This is a genomic window from Paenibacillus sp. cl130 (assembly GCF_900116035.1).
In the GTDB taxonomy this organism is placed as follows: Bacteria; Bacillota; Bacilli; order Paenibacillales; family Paenibacillaceae; genus Paenibacillus; species Paenibacillus polymyxa_B.
Genome location: NZ_FOYG01000010.1, coordinates 1 through 26,090, shown reverse-complemented (window position 1 = coordinate 26,090; position 26,090 = coordinate 1). Strand labels below are relative to the sequence as shown.

The window sequence follows — 26,090 nt, the reverse complement described above, 5'->3', positions numbered from 1 at the left end:
ATTACGTGTCATATTTTCAAATAACATAAAAAAAGAGAGCCTCCTGTACATAACACAGGCTGACTCTCTTTCATTACCCTTCGACACTTATGCTGGATAGGGTACTTCGGTTCCATTCAATATGAGGTGCATCCGAATTTCCGCTTTTAAGGAGTCGGATACTGCACAATATTTTTCCTTACCCATCTGAATCGCTTTCCATACGCGGTAATCTGGAATATCTCCATCTACATGGAATGTCAGATCAATCGCTGTAAAGCCTGTCGGCATTTCTTCCTTGCGCGTACCTTCTGCGTCAATATCAATACGAGTAATGTCCGACAAGAAACGATCCAAAATCATTGTGATATCGATCCCCATACATCCTGCCAGACCTGCCAACAGCAGTTCCATGGGTGTCATCCCTTTACCATCACCGCCATAAGCCGCCGTAGCATCCATCCCTACAGAATAACCGGATGGTCCCTCCGAAGTAAACGCGCGTTTGCCGTGCCAAGTTGTAGATACTTTCATGTTCAAAGGCCTTCTTTCCATCTTAATAATCTATGATTTATCCTCGATCTTACTTTAAAACTCACTGATTTGGCGTAAAAATTTCTGTGTTCTCTCATGCTGGGGAGTGTCAAAAAACGCCTGTGGCGCTGCCTCCTCCAAAATGATACCATCTGCCATAAATATAACCTTGTCTGCCACCTCGCGAGCAAATTTCATCTCATGAGTAACGACGACCATCGTCATTCCGTCTTGAGCCAACTCTCGCATAACACCCAGCACTTCCCCTACCAGCTCGGGATCAAGCGCCGATGTCGGCTCGTCGAATAGCATAATCGCCGGGTCCATCGCCAGCGCACGTGCAATGGCTACCCGCTGCTGCTGTCCACCGGACAGACGTGAAGGATGTACATCCTGCTTATCCGATAACCCCACCCGCTCCAACAACCGTTGTCCGATGGACATAGCCTTGTCGCGCGGCATTTTTTTTACTGTCAGCAGTCCTTCAATGACATTGCCGATTGCGGTTTTGTGCGGATACAGATTGAATTGCTGAAACACCATCCCCGTCTGTTTGCGAATATCACGAATGGCTGCTTGGCGGACACGAACGGGAGCCGTAGCATCTACCTCAATCCCATTCACCTCAAACTTGCCGGAAGACAGCTCTTCAAGACCGTTCAGGCAGCGCAGCAAGGTACTTTTACCTGAGCCGCTCGGGCCGAGTAATACGACGATTTCACGAGCGGCAACCTGAAAATCAATGCTTTTCAGAACCTCTACCTGTCCGAATCGTTTACCTAATCCGTTTGTTGTTATCATCATCTATCATCTCCACCTTAATAAGCTCGAGCCAGACGCTTTTCCACCCGCTCCAGTATAGCGGAGAATCCAATGCTCATAATCCAGTACATCAGGCCAATTTCGAGCAGAAACGGCATGTAGAGCAAATACTGTGCCTGTAAAAGCTGTGCCTGTCGCATCAATTCACTGACCCCGATAACCGACACCAGCGACGTTTCTTTAAGCATACCTACAAATGTATTCCCCATCGGTGCAATTGCAATGCGTACCGCCTGAGGAAGAATAATGCGCCACATCGTTTGACCGGGCGACATTCCCGTCGCATAAGCTGCCTCGGTCTGTCCCTGGGGTACGGCTAAAATAGCTCCACGGAACGTCTCCGATAAGTACGCTCCTGTGTTAATACTGAGTGCCAGACAAGCAGCCGTCAGCGATCCGAATGATATGCCATAATCATCCAGTCCATAATAAATGACCGCAATCTGCACCAAAACCGGCGTCCCCCGAATGATCGATACATACATGCGCGCCAGCCATCGAACGGGTCGATTCCCCTTCAACCGGGCCACAGCAACAACCAAACCAATGATTAGGCCAAAAAACATAGAGACAATCGTAATATAAAGCGTATAATAAGCACCCTTTAATAAAAAAGGGACGTTCTCCCACATTAATTCAAGCATCGGTTATATTCCCTTCTTTCAGACGAGTGGCCCCATGTCAGCATAAAAGCCAAGACTGGAGCCAGACGCCTCTAACAGGCTTACGTTATTCTTTTGGCTCCTCGCCAAACCATTTTTTGAAAATTGTTTTGTAAGTGCCGTCTTCCTTCATTTCCTTCAAAGCCTTGTTCAAGGCTTCTTTGAGCTCAGGAGTTTTCTGGTTAATAGCTACACCCGCTTGGTCCGATTTAATCGGCTCGCCTACGGCTTTAATTTGGAACCCGTTTTTATCAATAATGGGCTTGAGAGCATACAGATTGTTAATGGTTGCGTCAATACGGCCAGAGTTTAAATCCTTTAAGGAAGTAATGACATCATCATACGTTTTAATCTCAAAATCGCCTACCTTCGGTAGTACTTCATTCCGCAGATAAGATTCATCATTCGTTCCCAAGCCGACACCAATGGTTTTGCCTTTAAAGTCCTCCAGCTTGGTAATATCATTTGTTTTGCTGTTTACGATAATGTTTACATTGTTTGTGATATAAGGCTCTGTGAAGTCAATGGCCTTCTTACGATCCTCTGTGATCGTAACCTGGCTAATCACTGCATCGAATTTTTTCTTTTGCAAACTTGGAACCAGTCCCGAGAATTCTTGTGCCGTGAACTCCGGTTTCACTCCAATCCGCTTCGCCAATTCTTTGGCGATATCCACATCAAATCCGTCCAATTCCTTGTTGTCGTTCAAAAAATTGTACGGCGGATAGGTGCCCATCATGCCTACCTTAATTACACCAGCCTTCTTGATTGCTTCGAGCTGGTTACTCGCTGCCACATTACTGCTACCCGCTCCATTGCTAGTATTAGAAGCTTCTGGCTTAGTACCGCAAGCGCTCAGCACAAGGCTGAACAATGCCAGAGCCATGAGTGTAGTTACCAAGAACCCTTTTTTACGTGTTTTCATGTATCGTTCTCTCCTGTCTGGATGTAAATGATTGAGTTCTTCTATGTGATTTGGCTATATTATTTGTTGCCAACGCCCCATTCATGCGATGTTGCACATCTAGCTTTGACCTAATAGTCCATAAAACTCAAAATTAGCCGCCTCTGCTGCCAATCTTTTAGCAGTTATCTGCGTGATGTGGTCATGTGTTCCCTCTGAACCGAATAGCCAGCGTGTAATGACACCTTCGATCATACTCATGAGTAGTGCCGCCCTTAATTCGACATCCAATTCAGCAGGCAACATGTTCAGCTCGATCGCTCTTTCCATATTGCGCCGGAATGCCAGTTCCATTGCGGCCCTTGTCTCTCGGATACTCTGGCGCACCGGTTCATCGACACCGCTGCCGATCAACAGCAAACCCATCAGATAGCGGTTCTCCAATGCAAAATCAAATAACCGAACAAACAGCGCCTCCGATGCCTTAACCATATCAGCCAGCGTTCCCGCGTCACTGCGATATCCCTGTCCGATCGCTGACAGTAGTTGTTCACGACCGGTAGCGATAATCTCAAGCGCCAGTGCCTCTTTACTTTTAAAATGCCAATAAAACGTGCCTTGGGCTACTCCCGCCTCTACCACGATATCTGAAATCTTCGTTTGATGGTAACCCTGCTCGGCGAACCGCTTCAATGCAATGTGAAGAAGCTGTGTTCTGCGGTCTGTTTCTTCTCCCGCGTGCTCAGCAGGTTGGTCATTCGAGACGGTCTCGGACTGCTTCGCCTTCCGTGGCTGCATGGGTTTCCTCCTCCCGATTGATCAGTCAGTCAGTTTTGTATTTTTAATCCTATAGGATAAGTATACTTTTGTCAAACGAAAAAAGAGAACCTCCTCAGAGGTCCTCTTTATCCTATATATTACTGCTACAGCAATGCTTTTGCCGCAATATCCGTACGGTTTTGTTTACCTTCAAAGGTAATACGATCCGCCTGTTCGTAAGCTTTGTTCCGTGCCCCGGCAATATCACGTCCCAAGCCGACCACACCTAATACACGTCCGCCGTTCGTTACCCACTCACCCTGTTCGTTGATGCCTGTTCCAGCATGGAACACAATGGCTTCGTCTACCTGTTCCAATCCGTGGATAGGTACGCCTTTGGCGTAAGCTGCAGGATAACCTCCGGATGCCAGCACCACGCACACCGCCGCTTCATCCTTCCACTCAATCTCCACCTGATCCAGCGTGCCATTTACAGCAGCGAGAAATATATCGAGCAGATCGGATTTTAAACGAGGCAGAACCACTTGAGTTTCCGGATCACCGAAACGTGCATTAAACTCAATAGTCTTCGGCTTGCCGTCCGGCGAAATCATCAATCCAGCAAATAATACACCTCGGAACGGACGCCCTTCAGCAACCATGGCCTTGGCCGTCGGCTTAATAATCGTCTCAATAGCTTCCTCAATAATGGAATTGGCTATGTGAGGCAACGGAGAATACGTACCCATGCCACCTGTATTCGGCCCTTTGTCACCATCAAAAATTGGCTTGTGGTCTTGCGCCGCAGCCATCGGACGAACCGTTTCACCGTCGACAAAGGAGAGAATCGACATTTCCTGACCAGCCAGAAACTCCTCGATCACGACTTGTGCCCCGGCTTCACCAAACACCTTGGCCACCATAATGTCAGAGAGAGCCTTTTCCGCTTCCTCCATCGAGTACGCGACCGTTACCCCTTTGCCTGCCGCCAGTCCGTCTGCCTTGATGACGACTGGGATCGGTTGCTCCTTCAAGTATGCATGTGCTTCCTCGTAAGTATAAAACTTGCGATAGGTTGCTGTCGGAATATGATATTTATGGAGCAAATCCTTCATGAAGATTTTGCTGCCTTCAATTTCCGCTGCATTTTTACGCGGTCCGAATACTGGAATGCCTTTCGCTTCAAAAGCATCCACAATGCCATCTGCCAGCGGATCATCGGGACCAACCACGACAAGTCCTACCTTTTTGGATTCCGCCAGCTCTGTCAGCGCGTCAAAGTCACTCACCGGAATCGGCACGCACTCCGCTAACTGTCCGATACCAGCATTGCCTGGTGCGCAATAGATTTGCCCGGCCTTGGGGCTCTTCTTCAGCGCCCACACAATTGCATGTTCGCGGCCGCCCCCTCCGATAACCAAAATATCCATTCAGGTGTTTCCTCCCGCTCCCATTAGATTGTTCAGGTGAAAATGCTGCTGCATCCTCAACTCATACAAGTTAGTGCTTGAAATGACGTACGCCTGTAAAGACCATGGCAATGCCGTATTCGTTAGCAACCTTGATGGACTCTTCGTCTTTGATGGAGCCGCCCGGCTGAATAACTGCTGTGATGCCTGCTTTAGCTGCCAGCTCCAACGTATCGCCCATCGGGAAAAATGCATCGGATGCCAGTACGGCACCTTTTGCTTTGTCACCGGCCTGCTCGATAGCAATCTTGGCCGCACCGACACGGTTCATTTGTCCTGCGCCTACGCCAATGGTCATATTATCTGCCGCCAGTACGATGGCGTTGGATTTCACATGCTTAACCACTTTCCAGCTAAACAAAAGCTGTTTCAGTTCTTCCTCGGATGGTGCCCGCTCCGTTACAACTGTAAGTGCATCCGAGTCTACAGCGTGAATGTCATTTTGCTGAACTACCATGCCGCCTTCAATGGAAGTCACGACGAAACGGCTCTCTGCCTGTTCAGACCGGGAAAGCTCACCCAGATCAAGCAAACGAATATTTTTCTTTTTCGTTAAAATCTCCAATGCTTCTTTCGTAAATCCCGGTGCCAGTACAATTTCCAAAAAGATCTCACTCAGCTTATTCGCTGTATCACCATCAATAATCCGGTTAGCCGCTACGATGCCACCAAAAATCGAGGTTGGATCAGCTGCATACGCCTTGCTGTACGCTTCATAAATACTGCCGCCGATTCCCACACCGCAAGGATTCATATGCTTAACTGCTACTACTGTAGGTTCGCTGAATTCTTTAACGATTTGCAAAGCAGCATTAGCATCATTGATGTTATTGTAAGACAGCTCTTTGCCGTGAAGTTGTTTCGCTGTTGTCAGTGTACCCTTTGCCGCCAATGGCTCACGGTAAAATGCCGCCTGCTGATGCGGATTTTCGCCATAACGCAAATCCTGAATTTTTTCATAGGTTACGGTGTATCGCTCAGGCAACGGCTCGCCTGTCACATTCGACAAATAATCGGATATCAAAGCGTCGTATGACGCCGTATGACGGAAAACTTTTGCGGCCAGACGCTTACGGGTATTCAGTTCCGTATCGCCATCCTTACGGATTTCCTCCAGCACTGTGCTATAGTCATCAGCATCGACCACCACACTGACAAAAGCATGATTTTTTGCCGCAGAACGCAGCATCGTTGGACCGCCGATGTCGATATTTTCAATCGCGTCCTCATAAGTTACACCGGGTTTGGCAATCGTTTCCGCAAAAGGATACAGATTCACAACGACCAGATCTATATAACCCAATCCAAGTTCTTTCATCTGACGCTGATGCTCTTCATTATCCCGAACAGCCAGCAAGCCGCTGTGTACCGCAGGGTGGAGTGTTTTAACACGTCCATCCATAATTTCAGGAAAACCCGTTACCTCTGAAATGCCGATGACGGGAATGCCCTCCTTCGACAACAAGCTGCTCGTTCCCCCTGTCGAAACGATCTCCACACCCAATTTGGACAACTCGCGGCAAAATTCCACGATCCCCCGCTTATCCGATACGCTGACGAGCGCTCTTTTAATACTCACCCTGTCTCCTCCTTTAGCTCTTTCAGAATTTTGCAAAATTCTCTTTTATCATTTTATTTCCCGAGAAATATCGGAAAATGCCTGTACAGCATCCTTGATATGACAATGATATGACAAATTACAATCATTCTTAGAGAAGTGAAATCACTTTGCGACCATTTAATTGGATTTTGCCTTGGGCCAATTTGCCAACTACCTCTGGATATAGCTGACGTTCCACGGATTGAATGGCTGCGGATAAGGATTCCGCTGTATCATGGTCGTCAACTTCCACGACACGCTGGGCAATAATGGCACCCGTATCCATGCCCCCGTCCACAAAATGAACGGTGACGCCACTTACCTTGACCCCATAGGCCAATGCCTGTCCAACAGCATCTTTCCCTGGAAATGCCGGAAGTAGTGACGGATGAATATTAATGATTTTTCCTGCGTAGGCATCGACCATGACGCTGGATAGCAAACGCATGTAGCCAGCTAACACGATGAGATCAATCGATTTCTGCTCCAGTAAAGTCACCAGTTCACGCTCATAGTCTTCTCGAGAAAGATATTCCTTGGGTCGAAAAGTATGGCACGCAATTCCAGCTTTCTGTGCTCTAGCTACGGCAGGAGCCGCAGGCTTGTCACAGATGAGCAATTCTACCGAGGCGCCGCCCAGTTCTTCTCGTGCAGCCGCATCCACCAATGACTGAAAATTCGTCCCCTCGCCTGATGCAAAAACAGCAATCCGGTACTCGTTCATTACACCTCGGCTCCCGTAAAGGTCACGATAGAACTGCCTTCCGTTACTTTTCCGATCACATATGCAGCTTCGCCCTGTTCCTTCAGAACTTCCAGTGCAGTCTGTGCATGCTCTTCGCCTACAACGATTACCATTCCAATTCCCATATTAAAGGTTGTGAACATGTCTTTGTTGGAGATTGCGCCTTTTTCCTGCATGAGCTGGAAGATTGGCAAAATCGGCCAAGTGCCGTATTCTATATCCACATTGACGTGATCCGGTAACACTCTAGGGATATTTTCAATAAAACCGCCACCTGTGATATGCGCCATGCCTTTTACTTTTACCTTGTCCAGCAATGCCAAAACGGATTTCACGTAAATTTTCGTCGGCTCCAGCAGTACATCGCCCAGTTTGCCGTTCAAGCCTTCGATTTCATCATGCAAATCATAGCCCTGCTGTTCCAATAACAGCTTGCGAACCAGTGAGAAGCCGTTACTGTGAACTCCACTTGAAGCCAGTCCAATAACGGTATCTCCGGGAGCAATCGAGCTACCGTTGATGATTTTGCTTTTATCTACAATCCCTACCGTGAATCCGGCAATATCATATTCACCCTCGCTGTACATCCCTGGCATTTCTGCGGTTTCACCGCCGACCAGCGCACAGCCCGATTGATGGCAACCCTCTGCGATTCCAGCGACTATAGCTTCAATTTTCTCGGGTACAACCTTGTCACAAGCGAGGTAATCCAGAAAAAAGAGTGGCTCCGCGCCCCCGACGATAATGTCGTTTACACACATCGCAACCGCGTCAATACCAATGGTGTCATGACGATCCATTGCGAAAGCAAGCTTCAGCTTCGTGCCGACACCATCGGTACCGGAAACGAGTACAGGCTCATCGTACTTATCCTTATTCAGGCCGAACAACGCACCGAATCCGCCCAAGTCCGTCAGCACTTCGGGACGGAAGGTACGTTTAACGTGCTTTTTCATCCGTTCTACTGCTTCATTACCGGCAGCGATATCTACCCCTGCGTTTTTGTATGCTTCGGACATTCATGAACACTCCTTCAAATGATTGACCCTCCTAAGTCCTCCCTAGCAGGGAGGATTCCATGGGGCTGCTCCCCCTGGACCCCTCAAGAGTCGGTCAGATGTGTAAGGTTGGGTGCTGCTTGGTGGTTGGTTCGTGCTGTGAGTCGCGTGTTGTCCTTTGTATTCGTGGGCTATACCCGCGAATACAAAGGACACGCTTTAGTGCGAGGCCGCCTATGCAGTGGCGGCGGGGCACGTCCCGGCCTGTTTGCTTCGCAAAGGCGGGGACGTGCCAGGGCTGGGAAGTAAGCAGCGCCAGAGGCTCGCTTACTTTCTAGCCCTCAGGTTTGAGGCAGGCAGCTTCGCCCAGCCTGCTGTACGACTTGTCGCTTAGCGCGCACTGGCTGCTAAACTGCTAAGTGAACAGGTGACTTTCTTGAGCCACCTGCCCCTTTAAAAACTCATGGCATGAAATAGTTATGCCATGAGTTTTTAACTGCCTTACCTATCCTCTTCCCCGTGGGAACAGAAGAGGTACAGTCACTGCTGCAAAATGCTGCACACCTGAGGAACGGAGCGGGTGGAAGGATTCTGGAGAAGCGAAAGCGTTCGCCTTTGCCGCTGGATTCTAACCCTGTAATGGGTTATTCCAATCCAGGAATCCAGCGGCAACAGCGATCGGAAGAACCTTCCACACGCGGAGTGGCCCCCTCAAAACCGACATCCCCATTCCTGCCATGCACCACTGTGCTTCTTTTGTTCCCTTTTCTCAACAACTACATCCGAACTTTTCTTCACCTTTGAAATCTACCTGAGTCGGGTAATCATTATCGAAACAGGCTAGGCACAAGCCGCCTTTGTAATCCTGTTCGTTATATCCTCCTACAGCGGCAATCAAACCCTCGGCGCTCATAAAGTAGAGCGAATCGGCGTTAATTTCCTCACGAATTTCCTCGACGGTTTTGGACGAAGCGATCAGTTCCCGGCGATCCGGCGTGTCGATGCCATAGAAGCACGGGTTTTTGAAAGGCGGTGAGGTAATACGTACATGTACCTCCAGTGCCCCTGCATCCCGCAGCATATTCACGATTCGACGGGATGTAGTGCCCCGTACGATAGAATCGTCGATCATAATGACTCGTTTACCTTCAACAACACGGCGTACAGCGCTCAGCTTCATTTTCACACCCTGCTCGCGTAGCTCCTGACTCGGCTGAATGAAGGTACGTCCAGTGTATTTATTTTTAATCATACCCAGCTCATAAGGAATACCTGTCTGCTCTGCATAACCAATCGCAGCCGAAATACTGGAATCCGGCACTCCTGTCACCAGATCCGCATCGACAAAAGCTTCCAGCGCCATCTGGCTCCCCATTCTTTTGCGTGCAGCATGAAGATTAGAACCATTCAAATCACTGTCAGGACGGGCAAAATAAATATATTCCATCGCGCACAGTGCTTTACGATGCTTGCCTTCACTGTAACGGTCTTCGTGCAGACCATTTTTGTCCAACACCAACAGTTCACCCGGCTCGATATCGCGCAACAGCTCTGCTCCAATCGTTTCCAAAGCACAGGTTTCGGAGGCAAACAAATATGCATCACCTAATCTGCCCATCGTCAACGGACGCAAGCCATTGGGATCAGAAGCGACCAGCAGTTTATCGTTGGTCATAATGAGAAAAGCAAATCCGCCGACAATACGCTTCAATGCATCTTTGGCAGCCTCCACCAAATCCTTGGACGATCGTGCGATCAAATGCGCCACTACTTCTGTATCGCTGGTCGTTTGAAAAATAGACCCGCCCTGCTCCAGCTCATGCCGGATTTGCAAAGCATTCACGATATTCCCGTTCGTAGCTACCGCTAGATCCCCATCACGATACTTAAACACCAAAGGCTGTGCATTCGTTAGCTTACTGTCTCCACTTGTCGAGTAGCGCACATGTCCTATGGCAATATCGCCTGTCAGCGAAGCCATCAAATCTTTATTGAATACTTCTTTTACAAGCCCCATTCCACGATGATAATGGAACTCGTCGCCACTGCTCACACAGATGCCCGCACTTTCCTCCCCGCGATGCTGGAGTGCATGCAATCCGTAATATGCTAGGGAAGCGGCATCGGAGTGTCTATATACTCCAAACACGCCGCATTCCTCTTTTAATTTATCAAACAGCCCCTCTTTACCAGAGCCTTCATTATAATAATCTCCAGTCCACAACGTCCGTGCTGTTATTTCATCAGACATGGAATGACATCCTCCCAGATTTGCTTCAAACTGGCGACTGCCTCGTTCAAAGCGGGTTGTCCGTTCACCTCAACTGTCAATTGTGATCCTTCAACTTTTCCTAATACGGTAACTGGCACTTCCAAACCACGCAGATGTGCTTCCAGAGCAGACGCTTTATCCGGCGATGCAGATAACAAAATACGGGATTGAGTTTCGCTAAACAACGCATGGTCAGGACGCAAGCTCGTTTCTACGTTGACCTGTGCTCCCAATCCGCCGCTAATCCCGGATTCTGCAAGCGCTACAGCCAATCCGCCCTCTGCCAAATCATGCGCAGATTGTACCAATCCGGTCTGAATCGCTCCCAGTACCGCAGTCAGCAGTTTTTTCTCTACGTTCAAATCCAGCTCAGGTGGGCGTCCCTCGGATACACCGTGTACGACAGCTTGGAACTCACTGCCTCCCAGCTCGGCCTTCGTTTCCCCCACTAGGAAAATTACATCACCTTCGGCTTTGAAGCCTTGTGTCGTAATGTGATCTGTATCATGTACCAGACCTACCATACCGACAACAGGCGTCGGATAGATGGAGCCTTTAGCATTTTCATTGTACAAGCTGACATTGCCCCCGATAACAGGTGTATCCAGTACACGGCAAGCCTCTGCCATACCGTCCACGGCTTTTTCCATTTGCCAGAAAATATCCGGCTTTTCAGGGTTACCGAAGTTCAGGTTATCCGTAATCGCCAACGGCTCGCCGCCGGAGCATACAATGTTACGCGCTGCTTCGCTGACTGCAATCCGTCCACCTACCTCTGGATCAAGGTATACATAACGTCCGTTACAATCTGTCGTCATGGCGAGTCCCTTACGAGTTCCGCGCACAGTCACTACAGCTGCATCCGATCCCGGACGAACGGCTGTACTCGTGCGAACCATGTAGTCATACTGCTCGTATACCCATTTCTTACTGGCTACACTTGGTGAAGACAGCACCTTTTTCAACGCACCGTTCAAATCCGTCACTTCAGCGTAACGAAGTGTGTCAATAGCAGCATTTTGCTCATAATAAGCAGGGACTTCGGAAGGCTTGTCATAAATCGGACACTCGTCAACCAGCGCCGTCACTGGCATATCTCCGACCACTTCATTGTGATGGAACAAACGCAAACGACCGTCATCCGTCACTTTACCGACCTTGGCACAAATAACACCCCAACGCTCGAAAATTTCCAGTGCCTGTGCTTCATCCTTAGGCTCTACTACGAACAGCATCCGTTCCTGTGATTCGGACAGCATCATTTCATAAGGTGTCATACCCTCTTCACGCTGCGGTACCTGATCCAGATACAGCTCCAGGCCGTTGCCAGCCTTGCTCGCCATCTCCGCGCTGGAGCAGGTAAGTCCTGCGGCACCCATATCCTGAATACCCAGCACAATACCGCTGTCGATCAGTTCCAGACAGGATTCCATAACCAGCTTCTCCATAAAAGGATCGCCTACTTGAACCGCAGTCCGGTTCGCCTCAGATTCTTCTGTCAACTCAACCGATGCGAATGTCGCTCCGTGAATCCCATCACGACCTGTCGGCGGGCCCACATAGAACACCGGGTTACCGACCCCTTTAGCAACACCACGCTGGATCTTATCATGGTCAATCAGTCCGACACACATTGCATTAACGAGCGGATTGCCTTCGTAGCTTTCATCAAATACAACCTCGCCACCTACAGTCGGAATACCGATACAGTTCCCATATCCCGCAATACCAGATACCACATGCTCGAACAAATATTTCACACGGTCGCTCTCCAGTTTGCCAAAACGCAGGGAGTTCAACACCGCGACAGGTCTTGCACCCATGGAGAAAATATCACGGATGATACCGCCTACCCCAGTCGCTGCCCCTTGAAAAGGCTCCACAGCCGACGGATGGTTATGACTTTCGATTTTAAATACAACCGCTTGGTTGTCACCGATATCTACAATGCCTGCGCCCTCGCCGGGTCCCATCAGAACTCGCGGACCGCTCGTTGGAAAACGACGCAGCAACGGCTTAGAGTTTTTGTAAGCACAATGCTCTGACCACATGACACTGAATACGCCAATCTCCGTATAATTCGGCTGACGTCCCATGAATTCACAGATCAACGCATATTCACTGTCCGATACACCCATCTGCTGATACAGTTTATGTTCGGCAACCTGCTCTGCCGTCGGTTCCTTAGCGGACACTTGCTGCGCCATGTCGATCCCTCCAAGCATTCAAAATAGATGTAAACATACGTTTGCCGTCATCCGTTCCGAGCAATGCGTCCACCGCGCGTTCCGGATGAGGCATCATGCCCAGCACGTTTCCTTGTTCATTACAAATCCCTGCGATATCCGTCACGGAACCGTTTGGATTATCTCTATACGTAAATACGATCTGGTTATTCGCCTGCAAGCGAGCCAGCGTCTCATCATCACAGTAATAGTTGCCTTCGCCGTGGGCGATCGGAATGACGATCTCTTCACCAGCAGCGTAATCTTTTGTAAAAGGTGTTTGGTTATTCGCAACCTTCAACACCGTATCATGGCAACGGAATTTCATCGACAGATTACGGCGCAAAGCGCCTGGCAACAGCCCAGCTTCAGTCAGAATTTGAAAACCGTTACAGATACCTAAAATGTATTTCCCCTCAGCAGCCGCTTTGGCTACTTCCTTCATCACCGGAGCAAACCGGGAAATCGCGCCGCAACGCAGGTAATCCCCGTAAGAGAAGCCTCCTGGAACAAGAATACAATCATAAGGCGACAGATCCGTCGCAGTATGCCAAACATAATCGACAGGTTCACCGACCGTGTCCTCTACCGCCTTATAGCAGTCAATATCACAGTTGGAGCCCGGAAAAACCAGAACTGCAAATTTCATGGAATCAGCCCTCCAGTTCGTAGCGGTAGTCTTCAATGACCGTGTTGGCCAACAGCTTTTCGCACATCTCAATGATGCGCTTTTCAGCACTCTCGCGGTCTGTTGTATCCAGATTCAATTCCATATACTTACCAATTCTGACGCTGTCCACTTCTCCGAAACCCATAGAATGCAGTGCGCCTTGCACCGCAACCCCCTGCGGGTCCAAAACGCTTTGCTTAATCGTGACATAGACTGTTGCTTTCATCATGTTCCTTCAGTTCCTCCTCCGAATGAGTGAATCCTTTTGGTTGAATTATGATTACTATTTACTGTGCCGTCAGACGCCGCCAAATATCCGTATATCTTGCAGTTGTTTCTTCTACGACCTCAGCAGGCAACGGATCGGGCTTGCTATTCTTGTCCCAACCGGATGATGCCAAATAGCTTCGTACCGGCTCCTTGTCCATGCTGTCAATCTCAACATCCAGCTCATACTTTTCCTGAGCCCAAAAACGGGATGAATCTGGAGTGAAAATTTCGTCAATCAAAATCACCTTACCGTTAACAAGACCAAACTCAAACTTGCAATCGGCTAAAATAATCCCCCGCTTCTCACAGAAAGCACGTGCAAATTCGTACAACGCCAGGCTTTTTTCTTCAAGCTCGCCTGTCAATTCAACCCCGACCAGCTCTTTCATCTGATGGAGAGAAATGTCCTCGTCGTGTCCAACATCATTTTTTGCAGCCGGTGTAAATAAAGGCTTGGGAAAGCGCTCATTTTTACGCAGTCCCTCTGGCAATGGAATGCCGTTCACCTCACCGTTCTGCTCATACTGACGCCAGCCGCCTCCGGTAATATATCCGCGCACCACACACTCAATGTCGATGCGTTCAGCCTTCAGCGTGACCATGATACGGTCCTTCAGCAACTCTTTATTCTGTTCGTCGATCACATGCCCGAGCTTGTTCACATCGGTGTGCACGACATGGTTTTCCAACAAGTCTTTCGTCTGCTCAAACCAGAAAGCGCTGAGCTTATTCAGCACGTTCCCCTTTTCGGGCACGGGCGGCTCTAACACATAATCAAAAGCCGAAATTCGGTCCGTCACGACAATCAGAAAATGCTCTCCGAGATCATACAGTTCACGCACCTTGCCTTTGTACAAGAGCGGCGCATGGATCAGACCTTCGGCAGTAGACAATGACATTTCATTACACCTCTTTCAAAAGAGTATTACCCCTCCTAAATCAACCTTGCCCCTCCTAAATCCTCCCCTCAGGGAGGACCCCCAGGGCTGCTGCCCTCGGGACTCCCGCAAGGGTTGGCTAGTGAGCAGGGGATGACGGGTTACTGGAGCTACGGTGGAGTGAGCGCGTTCCGCTGGATGAAGGCTTGTTGGCACAAGCCCTCATCCAGCAACGCTTTTACGTTAGTACAGATCGACGTTTTTACGTATTAACAATGTATTAACGCTTCCGACTCTAAGCGACAAGTTTTATGCCGCTTACAGCTCGACCGTGGTTCAGCGTCTACATACCGCCAAACCATTCTGCCCGTGGCCGTAGCTCGGCATGCCGTGCAGCGAGCATTGGGCTTCGCCTGTTGTGCGCATATGCTACGCATGCGCACGGATACGGTGGCTCAAGGCTTCGCTTCTTGAGCCTGCGCGTGCTCGTGAGGGCCGCGGGCTGTTTGCTACGCAAATTCGGCAGCCCTCACGAGCACGTTGCTTTGCGATAGAAAAGCAGTGGAACACGCTTTTCTATCGTTCTTCGGGGTGGTGCGGCATCTTATGTGCCGCACCACCCCTAGTTCTGCTCCCTCATGAAGGTTGGTGCTGGAAGCAGCGGAGCGGACGGAATCGTTCTGGAGAAGCGTAGCGCTTGCCTTTGCCTCTGGATTCCAACCTTTACAGGTTGATTCCAATCCAGGAATCCAGGGGCAACAGCAATCGGAAGAATGATCCGTTCGCGCAGCGCCCTCATCACGCTCTTTATACCCTCCCAAGCGCCAACCAACCTTCCCTCCTACTCCCCTAATCCCAGCTTTTTGAAGATCGTATCCACGTTCTTCAGATGCCAGGCTGGGTTGAACGCGTCCTCGATTTCGTCTGCGCTGAGCACGGCAGTAATTTCCGGGGTCGTCTCGACGATTTCGCGGAATTGGCGTTGCTCTTCCCACGCCTGCATAGCACGCGGCTGCACAGTATCGTAAGCTTTTTCACGACTAAAGCCTTTGTCGATCAGCTTGGTCATAATACGACCGGAGAACGGTACGCCGTACGTACGGGCCATATTGCGCTTCATATTTTCAGGGAAGACCGTCAGATTTTTTACGATATTACCAAAACGGTTCAGCATGTAGTTCAACAGCATCGTTGCATCCGGCAGAATGATGCGTTCTACGGAAGAATGCGAAATGTCGCGTTCATGCCACAGGGTTACGTTCTCATACGCCGATACCATATGCCCACGAATCACGCGTGCCAGACCGGAGATGTTTTCACTTCCGATCGGATTGCGTTTATGCGGCATCGCGGAAGATCCTTTTTGACCCTTGGCAAAGGCTTCTTCCACCTCACGGAACTCACTCTTTTGCAGAGCACGGACTTCTGTAGCAAATTTGTCCAACGATGTGGCGATCAACGCCAATGTTGCCATGTATTCGGCATGACGGTCGCGCTGTAGCGTCTGTGTAGAAATCGGTGCAGGCTTGGTGCCCAGCTTGCGGCATACAAATTCTTCTACAGCCGGGTCAATGTTGGCATATGTTCCCACTGCACCGGACATTTTACCGTATTGTACTTGGTCAGCCGCAAAACGAAAGCGTTCCAGATTGCGCTTCATTTCCTCGTACCACAATCCCATCTTCAGTCCAAACGTTGTTGGCTCAGCATGTACTCCGTGTGTACGTCCCATCATCGGTGTATGCTTGTAAGCCAATGCCTTTTCCTTCAAAATTTCAATAAAATTCAAGATATCACGTTCCAGGATTTCATTCGCCTGCTTTAACAGGTAGCCCAGTGCCGTATCAACTACGTCTGTGGAAGTCAAACCATAATGTACCCATTTGCGCTCGTCTCCAAGACTTTCGGACACCGTGCGGGTAAAAGCAATGACATCATGTCTTGTCTCCTGCTCAATTTCATAGATCCGTTCAATATCAAAACTTGCATTCTTACGCAGAGCCACAGTATCCTCTTTTGGAATAACCCCTAATTCCGCCCAAGCTTCACAGGCACACAGCTCTACTTCCAGCCACGCTTTAAATTTATTTTCTTCCGTCCAAATCGCTCTCATTTCCGGTCTGCTATAGCGTTCGATCATGACTATTTATTCCCCCAAATATTGGTTTGTTCAATCCATTCCAGCGCTTGTTCCGCATCCTGGCACAATAGATTAATATGTCCCATCTTTCGGCCTGGCTTGGCTTCACTTTTTCCATACAAATGCAGCTTGGGTACAACATCCAATCTTTCAGCTTCAACATCCGATTGCGCAAACCGCCGAACCACGTCCTCCAAATGCTCACCTAACACATTGACCATCACGACGGAAGTCAGCAGCTTCGTGCTGCCCAAGGGTAAACCGCAAATCGCACGTATGTGCTGCTCGAATTGCGACGTCACGCATCCCTCCATCGTGTAATGACCGGAGTTATGCGGTCGTGGTGCCAACTCATTAACGTACAATTGTCCATCTTCGGTGACAAACATCTCCACAGCGAGCAGTCCCACCGCACCCAGCGACTCTGCCACAGCCAGCGCCAACTTGCGTGCTTCCTCCTGGACAGGTTCTGGCACACGCGCAGGCACAATCGACGTGTGCAAAATATTGTTCACGTGAATGTTTTCGGCAGGTGGAAAGGCTTTGGCTTCACCGTTCGTGCTGCGAGCTACAATCACCGAGATTTCGCAGCGAAAACGGATGAACTGTTCCAATACCAGTTCCGCACCGCCTCCTGCCAGTTGTTCGTAGGCAGCCGTGGCTTCCTCCGGTTGGCGAATGACCACTTGTCCCTTGCCATCATAACCACCGACTGCTGTCTTGAGCACACACGGTACACCCAGTTCAGCTACCGCTTGAACCATATCCGCAAGACTGCTGATTTCACGATACGGAGCGACAGGGACACCAGCAGCTTCAATAGAACGCTTCTCTCTCAGACGATGCTGCGTTGTGTACAAAAGACTGCTGCCTTGCGGAACGCTGGATTCCTGTTCCAAAAGTGCAGCCACACCCGCGTCCACATTTTCAAACTCATACGTGATCACATCGCATCGCTCAGCCAGCTCTCTGGCTGCATGCTCATCATCATAGGCAGCGCGGATTTGTTCTGACACCTGTCCACATGGGCTATCCGGTGTAGGGTCCAGTGTCACAAAGCGATATCCTAGATTGGTTCCCGCCAGTACAAGCATTCTTCCTAATTGCCCGCCTCCCAAAAGTCCAATCGTTGTACCAGGAGGTCGGATACGGCCTGTGGGTTCACCTGCCCCATTCATAGCGAGTCACTGCCTTCCAGCACCTCATCACGGATACGGTCGCGTCTCGCCAAAACCCGTTGGCTTATCTTTTCGTCAAAAGCGCCTAATATTTGTGCTGCCAGCAGCCCTGCATTCGTAGCACCTGCCTTACCGATTGCCACAGTGGCAACCGGAATACCACCCGGCATCTGCACAATGGAGAGCAGGGAGTCCAGACCGTTCAGAGCCTTCGACTGAACAGGCACACCAATGACCGGCAAGGATGTCTTCGCAGCCACCATCCCTGGCAGATGCGCAGCCCCACCCGCTCCAGCAATAATGACCTTTAGTCCACGCCCGGCGGCCTCTTCTGCAAAACGAAACATTAAATCCGGTGTACGATGGGCTGAAACTACTTTTTTCTCATATCCGATTTCAAGCTCGTCCAGCACAGCACATGCATGCTGCATGGTGTCCCAGTCTGATGTGCTGCCCATAATGACAGCGACCTGCACTGACATGTCCTTCACTCCCTGTTTATCAATAAGCGCCAAAAATCCGGCACTCGAAAATAACGTTATTTTCAAGACACCGGACTACGAAAAAACAAACGACAGAGCCTCTTAAAGGCATGCCAAAAGCAAGCCTCTTCCACCGCATCCAATGCGGCTTCAGCCGTATGTCTCCCGTAGTCCGGAAATTTAAGGTTTCCAGGTAGAAACTTCCGGGCCATATCCCCGGCATTATACGAGTTAGCATTGTGCCTATTCCATACCCAACGATATTCTTTACAAGTATGATCGTGGTCAGTTTCGGCTCAAACATGTGTACCTTATTAAATTGCACCTTAAGTTCATTTTTTATCGACAATACACTTCCTAGTTTAACAATTCCCTACACCTTATGTCAACTTGAAAACGAACATTATAATAACCATACAATAGAATGTTCGTGTTTAACAAAATCAACACCCTTATATACCCATAGGTCAGGACTATTGTATTACATTTAGCTATCTCTCACCTATCCTGATAACAGCGAGTGCACCGCATTTCACTGACAAAAATAAAAGTCGGCACTCCCTATACAGGCAGTAAACCGACTTTTACTTTTTTATTCAGTTATTTTACGACCAGCACAGGAATACGCGCATGCTGCACCACATTGTGGCTTACGCTACCCAATACGAATTCACGGATACCACCTAAACCGCGGCTACCAATCACAATCACATCGAAGTCATTCTCATTGGCATAATCCAAAATGACTTCGGCTGGCGAACCTTGAATGAGCTCCACCTTGGCATCTACGCCTTGCTCAGCAAGCCGCTTTTTAACTTCATCCGTAGTTTGTTCGGCCAAATCATAATATTCTTTATTCACCGAAGCTGGAATAGGAGCCAAACCCTCGCCCATAAAAATCCGTGGAAAATCAAATGCTGTTACCACCTCAAGCTGCGAGGACGGTGATGCCTTGACCAATTCAGTCGCCTTCAACAAAGCCTTGTTGGATGCATCCGAACCGTCATAAGCAAGCAATATTTTTGAAAATAGCATAATACGCACCTCTTCCTCATTCAGTTTGTTGATTCAAAGCATAAATATGTATTCCTGTTGTTGTTCATGCCATGTCATCACTGGATGGCTGGAGTAGTCTTCTCACTCATCATTAAACTTCCCTATGAGAACCTAAACTCCTCCCCTTTACCGCAAAAAATACCCATACAGCAATGCGTTTATGAATAGCAACGCAGGAATACCTAATCTGAAGCTCATATGCCGTGTTTTATGGCGTTTACGGTACATGGCAATTAGAACGCCTAATGCTCCCCCGATCAGGGCCAGGAAAAACAACGTCCGTTCGGGTACACGATCGCGATGTTTACGTGCTCTCTTTTTATCTTCCGACATTACCAGATAGCCTACTGCATTGATAAACAGCAGCCATACCAACAAGCCTGTCTGCAATGTCTCTCCTCCTTTTGCACACCTACCAAGTTCAGGATTAGGCCTTATATAGCGCTCCCCCCTCATTATAACCCCACCCCTTTTACAGAAACAACGCCTCCCCTGACTTGGATAGTGCTTTTGCGGAAATAGTAAGGTGGCATAAGGGCGATCCCCGAGTGCATCTATTTCGTCTTAAAGGAGGGACTACGATGGAAAGCACCCATGAATACGTTGAAAAGCTGCAAGAAAATGCAAAAAAGGCAGAACGCAACCGCAAACGAGGAAAAGGAACTCCCAGCGCCAGCTTGCCGACAAAACAGCATACCAACAATCCTTGATCAAGGAATCTGTATTAAGCTGTATAGCCACGTTATTAACGTATAGTATCAACTTAACCTTGCAGCTTTTCCTGAGAATTGAGTACAAGGTAAACTCCGTTGTTTAGCTTCCACAATAACAGCAAGCAGACTCCTTATGAGATATCTGCTTGTTGTTTTTGCAAATATTTTTTTGAAATCGATTACATTTATAATAAACAAGTTCTAAAGTCATATCTCCTAACATAAGTGTTGACTAAAAACAATTTTACACCCTATAATTCGTGATATTAACGTAATTCGACAAAATTTTTGTCAGTTAATCTATCATTAATATTTGAGGTTTAAGATTGGAGAGGAGCTTTATATGACTAACATGAAAAAAATGACGATGATTCCCCTGTTGGCTAGCTTTATTCTCGGTAGTACCTTGTGGAGTAGTGGATTTACCGCCAACGCTGCGGCAGCAGCTACAACCAGCACAACTGCACCTACTTCTGCCACTACAACGTCGGACAAATCCGAAAATCCTCAAACCAATCATTTACCCAATATTAAAATACTTGCCACGGGAGGAACCATTGCAGGATCATCTTCCGTCAATACTGATACGACCGGCTACAAAGCAGGAGCGTTAGGTGTGGAAACTCTGATCAATGCCGTTCCTGAGATGAAAAGTATTGCAAATGTCAGTGGTGAGCAAGTTGTTAATGTAGGTAGCCCCGACGTTAATAATGAAATCCTCTTAAAACTTGCCAAACGTACCAATGAACTGCTTGCCAGAGACGATGTAGACGGCATTGTCATTACACATGGCACAGATACATTAGAAGAAACCGCTTATTTCCTCAATCTTGTTATCAAAAGCGATAAGCCAGTAGTTGTCGTTGGCTCTATGCGTCCAGCTACTGCCATCAGTGCCGATGGTCCCTTCAACCTGTATAATGCAGTGAAAGTCGCCGGGGCTTCGGCCTCTAAAGGTCAGGGTGTACTCGTCCTGCTGAACGACCGTATCGGTGCAGCAAGATACATCACCAAAACGAACACAACAGCAGTCGATACGTTCAAGTCTGTAGAGCAGGGATACCTTGGAGCTGTTGTGGGTGATCAAGTGTACTACTACAACAAATCCACGCACAAGCATACGACTTCTTCTGTATTCGACATCTCTAACCTGACTCAACTGCCGCAAGTAGATATTTTATACGAGTATCAAAACAATGGTCGCTATCTATATGATGCAGCCGTAGCAGCTGGTGCCAAGGGTATTGTCGTAGCTGGTTCCGGTAATGGTTCCTTGTCCAAGACCTCCTTAGAGGGCGCAGAGGCCGCAGGTAAAAAAGGAGTGATCATTGCCCGCTCCAGCCGCGTGGGAAGTGGAGTTGTGTCCCCGTCAACAAAAGACGCGGCATCGAACTTTGTGTCGACCGATTCGCTTAATCCGCAAAAAGCACGGATTTTGCTCATGCTTGCTTTGACCCAAACACACGATGTTAACCAAATTCAATCCTTTTTTAATGAATACTAAAAGCAGTCATCCCAAATCAAATAAATAGATCATCTTTATTATGAAAAAGAAGCAGCGATTACGGTTGACCACCGTAACTGCTGCTTCTTTTTTTTGCGAGACAATTCTAGCATTAGTAACTATTTCATCTGATATCCAATCGTCTTGGTCTTAAACAGTAATTCGTTGTTCCTCCCATGTAGCATCAAGACTGCTGTTTGGGAATCCCATTCAAGCTTGGAGGATATTTCGCTTGCTTCTCTGGATGAGGAGCGATTTCTTCCTCCAGAATACTTGATTTATTTTGCTGATTATTGATTTTAAGCGACTTATGCTTGGGCATAAATACTCACCTCCTCGGATTACCATGCCAAGGAGTGATCGTTTTTATACCGACGTATACCTGCTGATTATGTTGACTACAGCACTTTTGGTCATCCGTTATTTGCCCTGCTTTTGTTCCATCGCTGCTTTTAGCAAATCACCCAAACTGGAGCCAAAAGATTCCTGCTTTTCAAATTGTCTTACTAGCTTTTGCTGTTCCCGTTTGTTTACCCGCTGCTTGTCATTATCCAACGTCTCAGTAATGCCGCAGGGCAGGCATCTTACATATAGCCCTGCCTTGCCCTCTTTCATTTCCATTTTCTTATGACACTGCGGACAACGTCGATTGGACAAACGTTTTTCCCCTGAACGACGGTAACCGCAATCCGCACTTGGACATACAAGGAACTTTCCTTTCTTCCCCTTCTTCTCCAACAGCTTTGTACCACAATCAGGACAATGACTATTCGTCACGTTGTGGGGCTTGTACTCCGCACTGCTATTTTTTACAGTGGAAACCAACTCTTTCGCCATAGCACGAATAGAATTCAAAAACGGTTCCGGTTGTCCTTGACCACGAGCAATCCGTTCCAGCTCCGCTTCCCAACGTGCCGTCAGTTCGGGCGTTCTAAGCTGTGGAGCCGCCAGTTCAATCAGTTGCTTACCTTTCCCTGTGGGATGCATCACGTTCCCCTGACGCTCAATCGTATCCGAGCTGACAAGCTTCTCAATCAGATCGGCACGGGTTGCAGGAGTACCCAGTCCATGCTTTTCCATCTGAGCGAGCAGGGCTGCTTCTGTATACCGCTTCGGCGGCATCGTTCGCCCAGCTCGTACAAGACAACGTTGTAACCGGACTGAATCTCCTTTTTGCAGCTCAGGTAAAATAACGCCTTGTCCATTGTTTTCCCGATCCTCTGCTTCTTCATCATCCATACCATAATGGTTCGCGTCATATACAGCACGCCATCCGCTATCTTTTACCGTTGTGCCTTTTACCTGAAACGTCTCCTGCTCCACCGTTACTGATACGGCTACAGCATCATAACGTGCAGGTGGATAGAATAGACTGATAAAACGTCGTGCAATCAGATCATACAGTTTACGTTCCTCTGGGCTCAACTGATTAAGCAATAATGTCTGCTCAGTAGGAATAATCGCATGATGATCCGTGACTTTACTGTCATCCACAATTCGCTTTGTGATTGGTAGGTTGTTACGCAATAGCGGACGTGCCAAGAAAGCATATGGACCTACTGCTACACTACTGAGCCTTTCCTTAAGTGTGTCCACCATATCGGATGTCAGATAACGGCTGTCCGTACGTGGATAGGTCACCAGCTTATGCTGTTCATACAGACGCTGAAGCAGATTAGACGTTTGTTTAGCCGAAAAGCCATAGCGCTGATTAGCATCTCTTTGCAGCTCCGTTAAATCATACGCTAGCGGGTGAGGCTCGTTCTTTTCGCTCTTTTTAACACTCGCAACTGTGCCTTTGGCCCCCTCAAGCCTGCGGCGCAAAGCCTCTGCTTGAGTGCGGTCAAACATGCGTGAATCCCCGCTCTCTGCCCGCCAAGTTGCCTGAAAATCGCCGAAATCCGCCGTCAAAGTATCATATTCCTGAGAACGGAATTCGGTAATTTCTTTCTCACGCTCCATAATCATCCCCAGCGTTGGCGTCTGCACTCTTCCAGCCGAAAGTTGGGCGTTATAACGACAAGTCAACGCGCGAGTTACATTGAGACCAATCATCCAGTCTGCTTCAGCTCTACAGCGAGCCGATTCATATAAACGATCAAACTGCTGACCAGGCAATAGCTTTGCAAAACCTGCCTTAATCGCCTTGTCCGTCTGCGAGGAGATCCATAAGCGCCGGAAGGGCTTTTTCCAGTTTGCCATTTGGATGATCCAGCGTGCCAACAATTCTCCTTCACGAGCAGCATCTGTTGCCACGATAAGCTCTCCAATGTCCTGCCGCTTCATGAGCTGCTGCACAGCTTTGAACTGATGGTTACTTTCGCGCAGCACCTTTAACTTTGAACTCTTCGGAAGAATAGGCAGGTCCTCCAAATTCCAGGTCGCATACTTAGAATCGTAATCCTCCGGCTCTGCTAAGCCGACCAAATGTCCCAGTGCCCACGTCACCACGTACTGGGGTCCTTCTATATAACTTTTATGCTTCTCGCGGCTACCCATCACACGTGCAATCTCTCTGGCCACGGACGGTTTTTCTGCCAATACCAATACCTTCATGTTACGCTCCTTTCTCTCATAGTGTTAATTATACCATCCTGCCATCTTACGATAAATTCTAATGCCAACGGCTCTTATTAACATGATCCTACATACTATTGCTATTGCTTCTAGATCAGTTAGGATAACTTACAAATCAGGCACACTCCATTTTAATAGCAGACCCGCATAGGTGAGGCCTCCCCCAAAACCATATAACAATACATGTTGTCCATACCGTAAACGTCCATCATCCAAACCACACTGCAAAGCCAACGGGATGGATGCCGCCGATGTATTACCATACAACTCTACGCTGGTCAGCGTTTTTTCCAAAGGTACTGTACTTCTTTCACATATGGACTCGATCATTCTCAAATTAGCGCTATGAGGGACAAACCAGTCAAGATCCTCCCTCTTCATATTTGCCTTATCCAATAATCGTTCGATTCCCGTTGGAACAGAGCGAACAGCCCATTTATAAACCTCGCGTCCATTTTGAGCAATAAATCCATGGTCTTGCAGCTTCTCTCCATCCAAATGATCAGATAATCCCACACGGTAAAGATGTGCTCCCCCATGCCCATAAGTACCTATATCAGAAGTTAAAAATGATCCTTCATCCTCGTCATATTCAACAAGTGCAACTCCTGCACCGTCTCCAAAAAGTATACACGTCGTCCGATCCGTATAATCTGTAATTTTGGACAACGTTTCGGCTCCCACTACTAGCACCTTACGATGCAGACCACCCGTAATAAAGCCATTTGCCAAATGAAGTCCATAGGAAAAACCTGCACATGCTGCACTAATATCCATTGACCCCGTATTCGGAATATCAAAATGAGCCTGAATACGTGAAGCCGTGCTTGGAAAGTAGTAATCAGGTGTACTAGTCGCTACAATGATCATCTCAACATCGTTTATATTTACGTCGTATAGGTTAATCATACGTGTAATAGCTTGTATACATAAATCAGATACATATTGATCTTCAGCCGAAATTCGTCTTTCACGCATACCCGTTCTTTGTACAATCCACTCGTCACTAGTGTCCACAAGCTTCTCCAAATCGGCGTTTGTCAAAATGCGTTCAGGCACATAAGTGCCAAAGGCCGTAAGCTTTGCTTTTGAATTCAACAATTTGATCACTCTCCTTTGTAATCCTTATTCACATTATAACACCAGATACTAATACCTGGTACTAAATTATTTTAAAAACGTCTTCTTATTTACTAGTTAATATCCACTTATCCAGTTGAACTTATAACAAACTCACTTTAAATAAAATCCCTCTGCCTTTTAACGCAAAAAAGAGACCATGATCTTCTGAAGATCATGGTCTCTTTTATTTGTTGCTTGGCGACGTCCTACTCTCCCAGGACCCTGCGGTCCAAGTACCATCGGCGCTGGAGGGCTTAACGGTCGTGTTCGGGATGGGTACGTGTGGAACCCCTCCGCTATCGCCACCAAACATGAATTTACATTGTAAATTCTTTAACAGGAATCAGCATCGCCAAATGCTGTGTGTTCGCTTGTTTCATATAAGCTACTTGAGCTTATACAATACAAAACTTACACCCTGAAAACTGGATCCGAAACTCATTGCGTTTTATTCTTAGGATAAGCCCTCGACCGATTAGTATTGGTCAGCTCCATGCATTACTGCACTTCCACCCCCAACCTATCTACCTC

26 protein-coding genes, 2 rRNA genes and 1 riboswitch are annotated in these 26,090 nt (G+C 48.1%); of the genes, 3 read left to right on the top strand and 25 right to left on the bottom strand.

The window, feature by feature from the left end; all coding sequences use genetic code 11:
• Positions 1–87: 87 nt before the first annotated feature.
• The 9 genes from BM358_RS22480 to purM all read right to left on the bottom strand — a co-directional run bounded on the left by BM358_RS22480 (position 88) and on the right by purM (position 8,493).
• A complete protein-coding gene (locus tag BM358_RS22480) occupies positions 88–513 on the bottom strand; it encodes an OsmC family protein (RefSeq protein ID WP_023987060.1) in 426 nt (141 codons plus the stop codon).
• 54 nt (positions 514–567) lie between these two features.
• Complete coding sequence (locus tag BM358_RS22475) at positions 568–1,317, bottom strand: amino acid ABC transporter ATP-binding protein (RefSeq protein ID WP_081366795.1); 750 nt, start codon at positions 1,315–1,317, stop codon at positions 568–570.
• Between the two features lie 14 nt (positions 1,318–1,331).
• Complete coding sequence (locus BM358_RS22470; protein WP_013308808.1) at positions 1,332–1,979, bottom strand: amino acid ABC transporter permease; 648 nt, start codon at positions 1,977–1,979, stop codon at positions 1,332–1,334.
• 85 nt (positions 1,980–2,064) lie between these two features.
• The gene (locus tag BM358_RS22465; RefSeq protein ID WP_025723274.1) at positions 2,065–2,922 is read right to left on the bottom strand and encodes a substrate-binding periplasmic protein; all 858 of its coding nucleotides are present in this window, start codon (positions 2,920–2,922) and stop codon (positions 2,065–2,067) included.
• A gap of 99 nt (positions 2,923–3,021) precedes the next feature.
• Positions 3,022–3,699, bottom strand: a complete 678-nt coding sequence (locus tag BM358_RS22460) for a TetR/AcrR family transcriptional regulator (RefSeq protein ID WP_028541986.1) — start codon at positions 3,697–3,699, stop codon at positions 3,022–3,024.
• 125 nt (positions 3,700–3,824) lie between these two features.
• Entirely contained in the window at positions 3,825–5,090 is a 1,266-nt protein-coding gene (gene purD / locus BM358_RS22455) for a phosphoribosylamine--glycine ligase (RefSeq protein ID WP_023987055.1), read from the bottom strand.
• 70 nt (positions 5,091–5,160) lie between these two features.
• Positions 5,161–6,708, bottom strand: a complete 1,548-nt coding sequence (gene purH / locus BM358_RS22450; protein WP_013308804.1) for a bifunctional phosphoribosylaminoimidazolecarboxamide formyltransferase/IMP cyclohydrolase — start codon at positions 6,706–6,708, stop codon at positions 5,161–5,163.
• Between the two features lie 130 nt (positions 6,709–6,838).
• The gene (gene purN, locus BM358_RS22445) at positions 6,839–7,453 is read right to left on the bottom strand and encodes a phosphoribosylglycinamide formyltransferase (RefSeq protein WP_023987054.1); all 615 of its coding nucleotides are present in this window, start codon (positions 7,451–7,453) and stop codon (positions 6,839–6,841) included.
• A complete protein-coding gene (gene purM / locus BM358_RS22440) occupies positions 7,453–8,493 on the bottom strand; it encodes a phosphoribosylformylglycinamidine cyclo-ligase (protein ID WP_023987053.1) in 1,041 nt (346 codons plus the stop codon). The genes purN and purM overlap by 1 nt, the downstream gene beginning before the upstream one ends.
• Positions 8,494–8,631: 138 nt before the next feature.
• Here purM and BM358_RS26605 point away from each other — a divergent pair, with 138 nt between their 5' ends.
• A complete protein-coding gene (locus BM358_RS26605; protein WP_155990466.1) occupies positions 8,632–8,781 on the top strand; it encodes a hypothetical protein in 150 nt (49 codons plus the stop codon).
• Positions 8,782–9,241: 460 nt separating this feature from the next.
• On the opposite strand, the gene purF is transcribed toward BM358_RS26605, so the two are convergent.
• The 11 genes from purF to BM358_RS22385 all read right to left on the bottom strand — a co-directional run bounded on the left by purF (position 9,242) and on the right by BM358_RS22385 (position 20,033).
• Complete coding sequence (purF, locus tag BM358_RS22435) at positions 9,242–10,723, bottom strand: amidophosphoribosyltransferase (RefSeq protein WP_023987052.1); 1,482 nt, start codon at positions 10,721–10,723, stop codon at positions 9,242–9,244.
• Positions 10,708–12,951, bottom strand: a complete 2,244-nt coding sequence (gene purL, locus BM358_RS22430) for a phosphoribosylformylglycinamidine synthase subunit PurL (protein ID WP_023987051.1) — start codon at positions 12,949–12,951, stop codon at positions 10,708–10,710. Before purL ends, purF begins: the two co-directional genes overlap by 16 nt.
• Entirely contained in the window at positions 12,929–13,618 is a 690-nt protein-coding gene (purQ, locus tag BM358_RS22425) for a phosphoribosylformylglycinamidine synthase subunit PurQ (RefSeq protein WP_023987050.1), read from the bottom strand. Before purQ ends, purL begins: the two co-directional genes overlap by 23 nt.
• 4 nt (positions 13,619–13,622) lie before the next feature.
• A complete protein-coding gene (gene purS / locus BM358_RS22420; RefSeq protein ID WP_013308797.1) occupies positions 13,623–13,868 on the bottom strand; it encodes a phosphoribosylformylglycinamidine synthase subunit PurS in 246 nt (81 codons plus the stop codon).
• Positions 13,869–13,926: 58 nt separating this feature from the next.
• Entirely contained in the window at positions 13,927–14,808 is an 882-nt protein-coding gene (locus BM358_RS22415) for a phosphoribosylaminoimidazolesuccinocarboxamide synthase (RefSeq protein ID WP_025719826.1), read from the bottom strand.
• A 601-nt stretch (positions 14,809–15,409) separates the two neighbouring features.
• Entirely contained in the window at positions 15,410–15,589 is a 180-nt protein-coding gene (locus BM358_RS26600) for a hypothetical protein (protein ID WP_177235834.1), read from the bottom strand.
• A gap of 39 nt (positions 15,590–15,628) precedes the next feature.
• A complete protein-coding gene (gene purB / locus BM358_RS22405) occupies positions 15,629–16,927 on the bottom strand; it encodes an adenylosuccinate lyase (protein WP_028541984.1) in 1,299 nt (432 codons plus the stop codon).
• A 2-nt stretch (positions 16,928–16,929) separates the two neighbouring features.
• Complete coding sequence (gene purK, locus BM358_RS22400) at positions 16,930–18,105, bottom strand: 5-(carboxyamino)imidazole ribonucleotide synthase (protein ID WP_028541983.1); 1,176 nt, start codon at positions 18,103–18,105, stop codon at positions 16,930–16,932.
• Positions 18,102–18,587: a 5-(carboxyamino)imidazole ribonucleotide mutase gene (purE, locus tag BM358_RS22395; RefSeq protein ID WP_023987047.1), complete on the bottom strand. Its 486-nt coding sequence runs from the start codon at positions 18,585–18,587 to the stop codon at positions 18,102–18,104. Before purE ends, purK begins: the two co-directional genes overlap by 4 nt.
• 148 nt (positions 18,588–18,735) lie before the next feature.
• Positions 18,736–18,837, bottom strand: a riboswitch (purine riboswitch).
• 350 nt (positions 18,838–19,187) lie between these two features.
• Positions 19,188–19,622 (bottom strand): universal stress protein, encoded by a 435-nt coding sequence (locus tag BM358_RS22390; RefSeq protein WP_023987046.1) that lies wholly within the window; start codon positions 19,620–19,622, stop codon positions 19,188–19,190.
• 147 nt (positions 19,623–19,769) lie between these two features.
• Positions 19,770–20,033, bottom strand: a complete 264-nt coding sequence (locus tag BM358_RS22385; protein ID WP_023987045.1) for a DUF1294 domain-containing protein — start codon at positions 20,031–20,033, stop codon at positions 19,770–19,772.
• Positions 20,034–20,224: 191 nt separating this feature from the next.
• Between BM358_RS22385 and BM358_RS22380 the strand changes: the two genes are divergently transcribed.
• Together BM358_RS22380 and BM358_RS22375 are read left to right on the top strand one after the other, a co-directional pair.
• Positions 20,225–20,353, top strand: coding sequence for a DUF4023 family protein (locus BM358_RS22380; RefSeq protein WP_081819225.1), 129 nt, complete (start codon positions 20,225–20,227; stop codon positions 20,351–20,353).
• Positions 20,354–20,699: 346 nt separating this feature from the next.
• On the top strand, positions 20,700–21,860 hold the full coding sequence (locus BM358_RS22375; protein WP_028541981.1) for a type II asparaginase: 1,161 nt from the start codon (positions 20,700–20,702) through the stop codon (positions 21,858–21,860).
• A 184-nt stretch (positions 21,861–22,044) separates the two neighbouring features.
• On the opposite strand, the gene BM358_RS26595 is transcribed toward BM358_RS22375, so the two are convergent.
• The 5 genes from BM358_RS26595 to BM358_RS22355 form a co-directional block, all read right to left on the bottom strand.
• A complete protein-coding gene (locus BM358_RS26595; RefSeq protein WP_023987042.1) occupies positions 22,045–22,182 on the bottom strand; it encodes a hypothetical protein in 138 nt (45 codons plus the stop codon).
• A gap of 98 nt (positions 22,183–22,280) precedes the next feature.
• Positions 22,281–24,416, bottom strand: a complete 2,136-nt coding sequence (locus BM358_RS22370; RefSeq protein ID WP_023987041.1) for a DNA topoisomerase III — start codon at positions 24,414–24,416, stop codon at positions 22,281–22,283.
• Between the two features lie 129 nt (positions 24,417–24,545).
• Complete coding sequence (locus BM358_RS22365; RefSeq protein ID WP_023987040.1) at positions 24,546–25,538, bottom strand: ketoacyl-ACP synthase III; 993 nt, start codon at positions 25,536–25,538, stop codon at positions 24,546–24,548.
• A gap of 214 nt (positions 25,539–25,752) precedes the next feature.
• Positions 25,753–25,869 (bottom strand): 5S ribosomal RNA (rrf, locus tag BM358_RS22360).
• Positions 25,870–26,014: 145 nt separating this feature from the next.
• Positions 26,015–26,090, bottom strand: a 23S ribosomal RNA gene (locus tag BM358_RS22355); the annotation flags it as partial.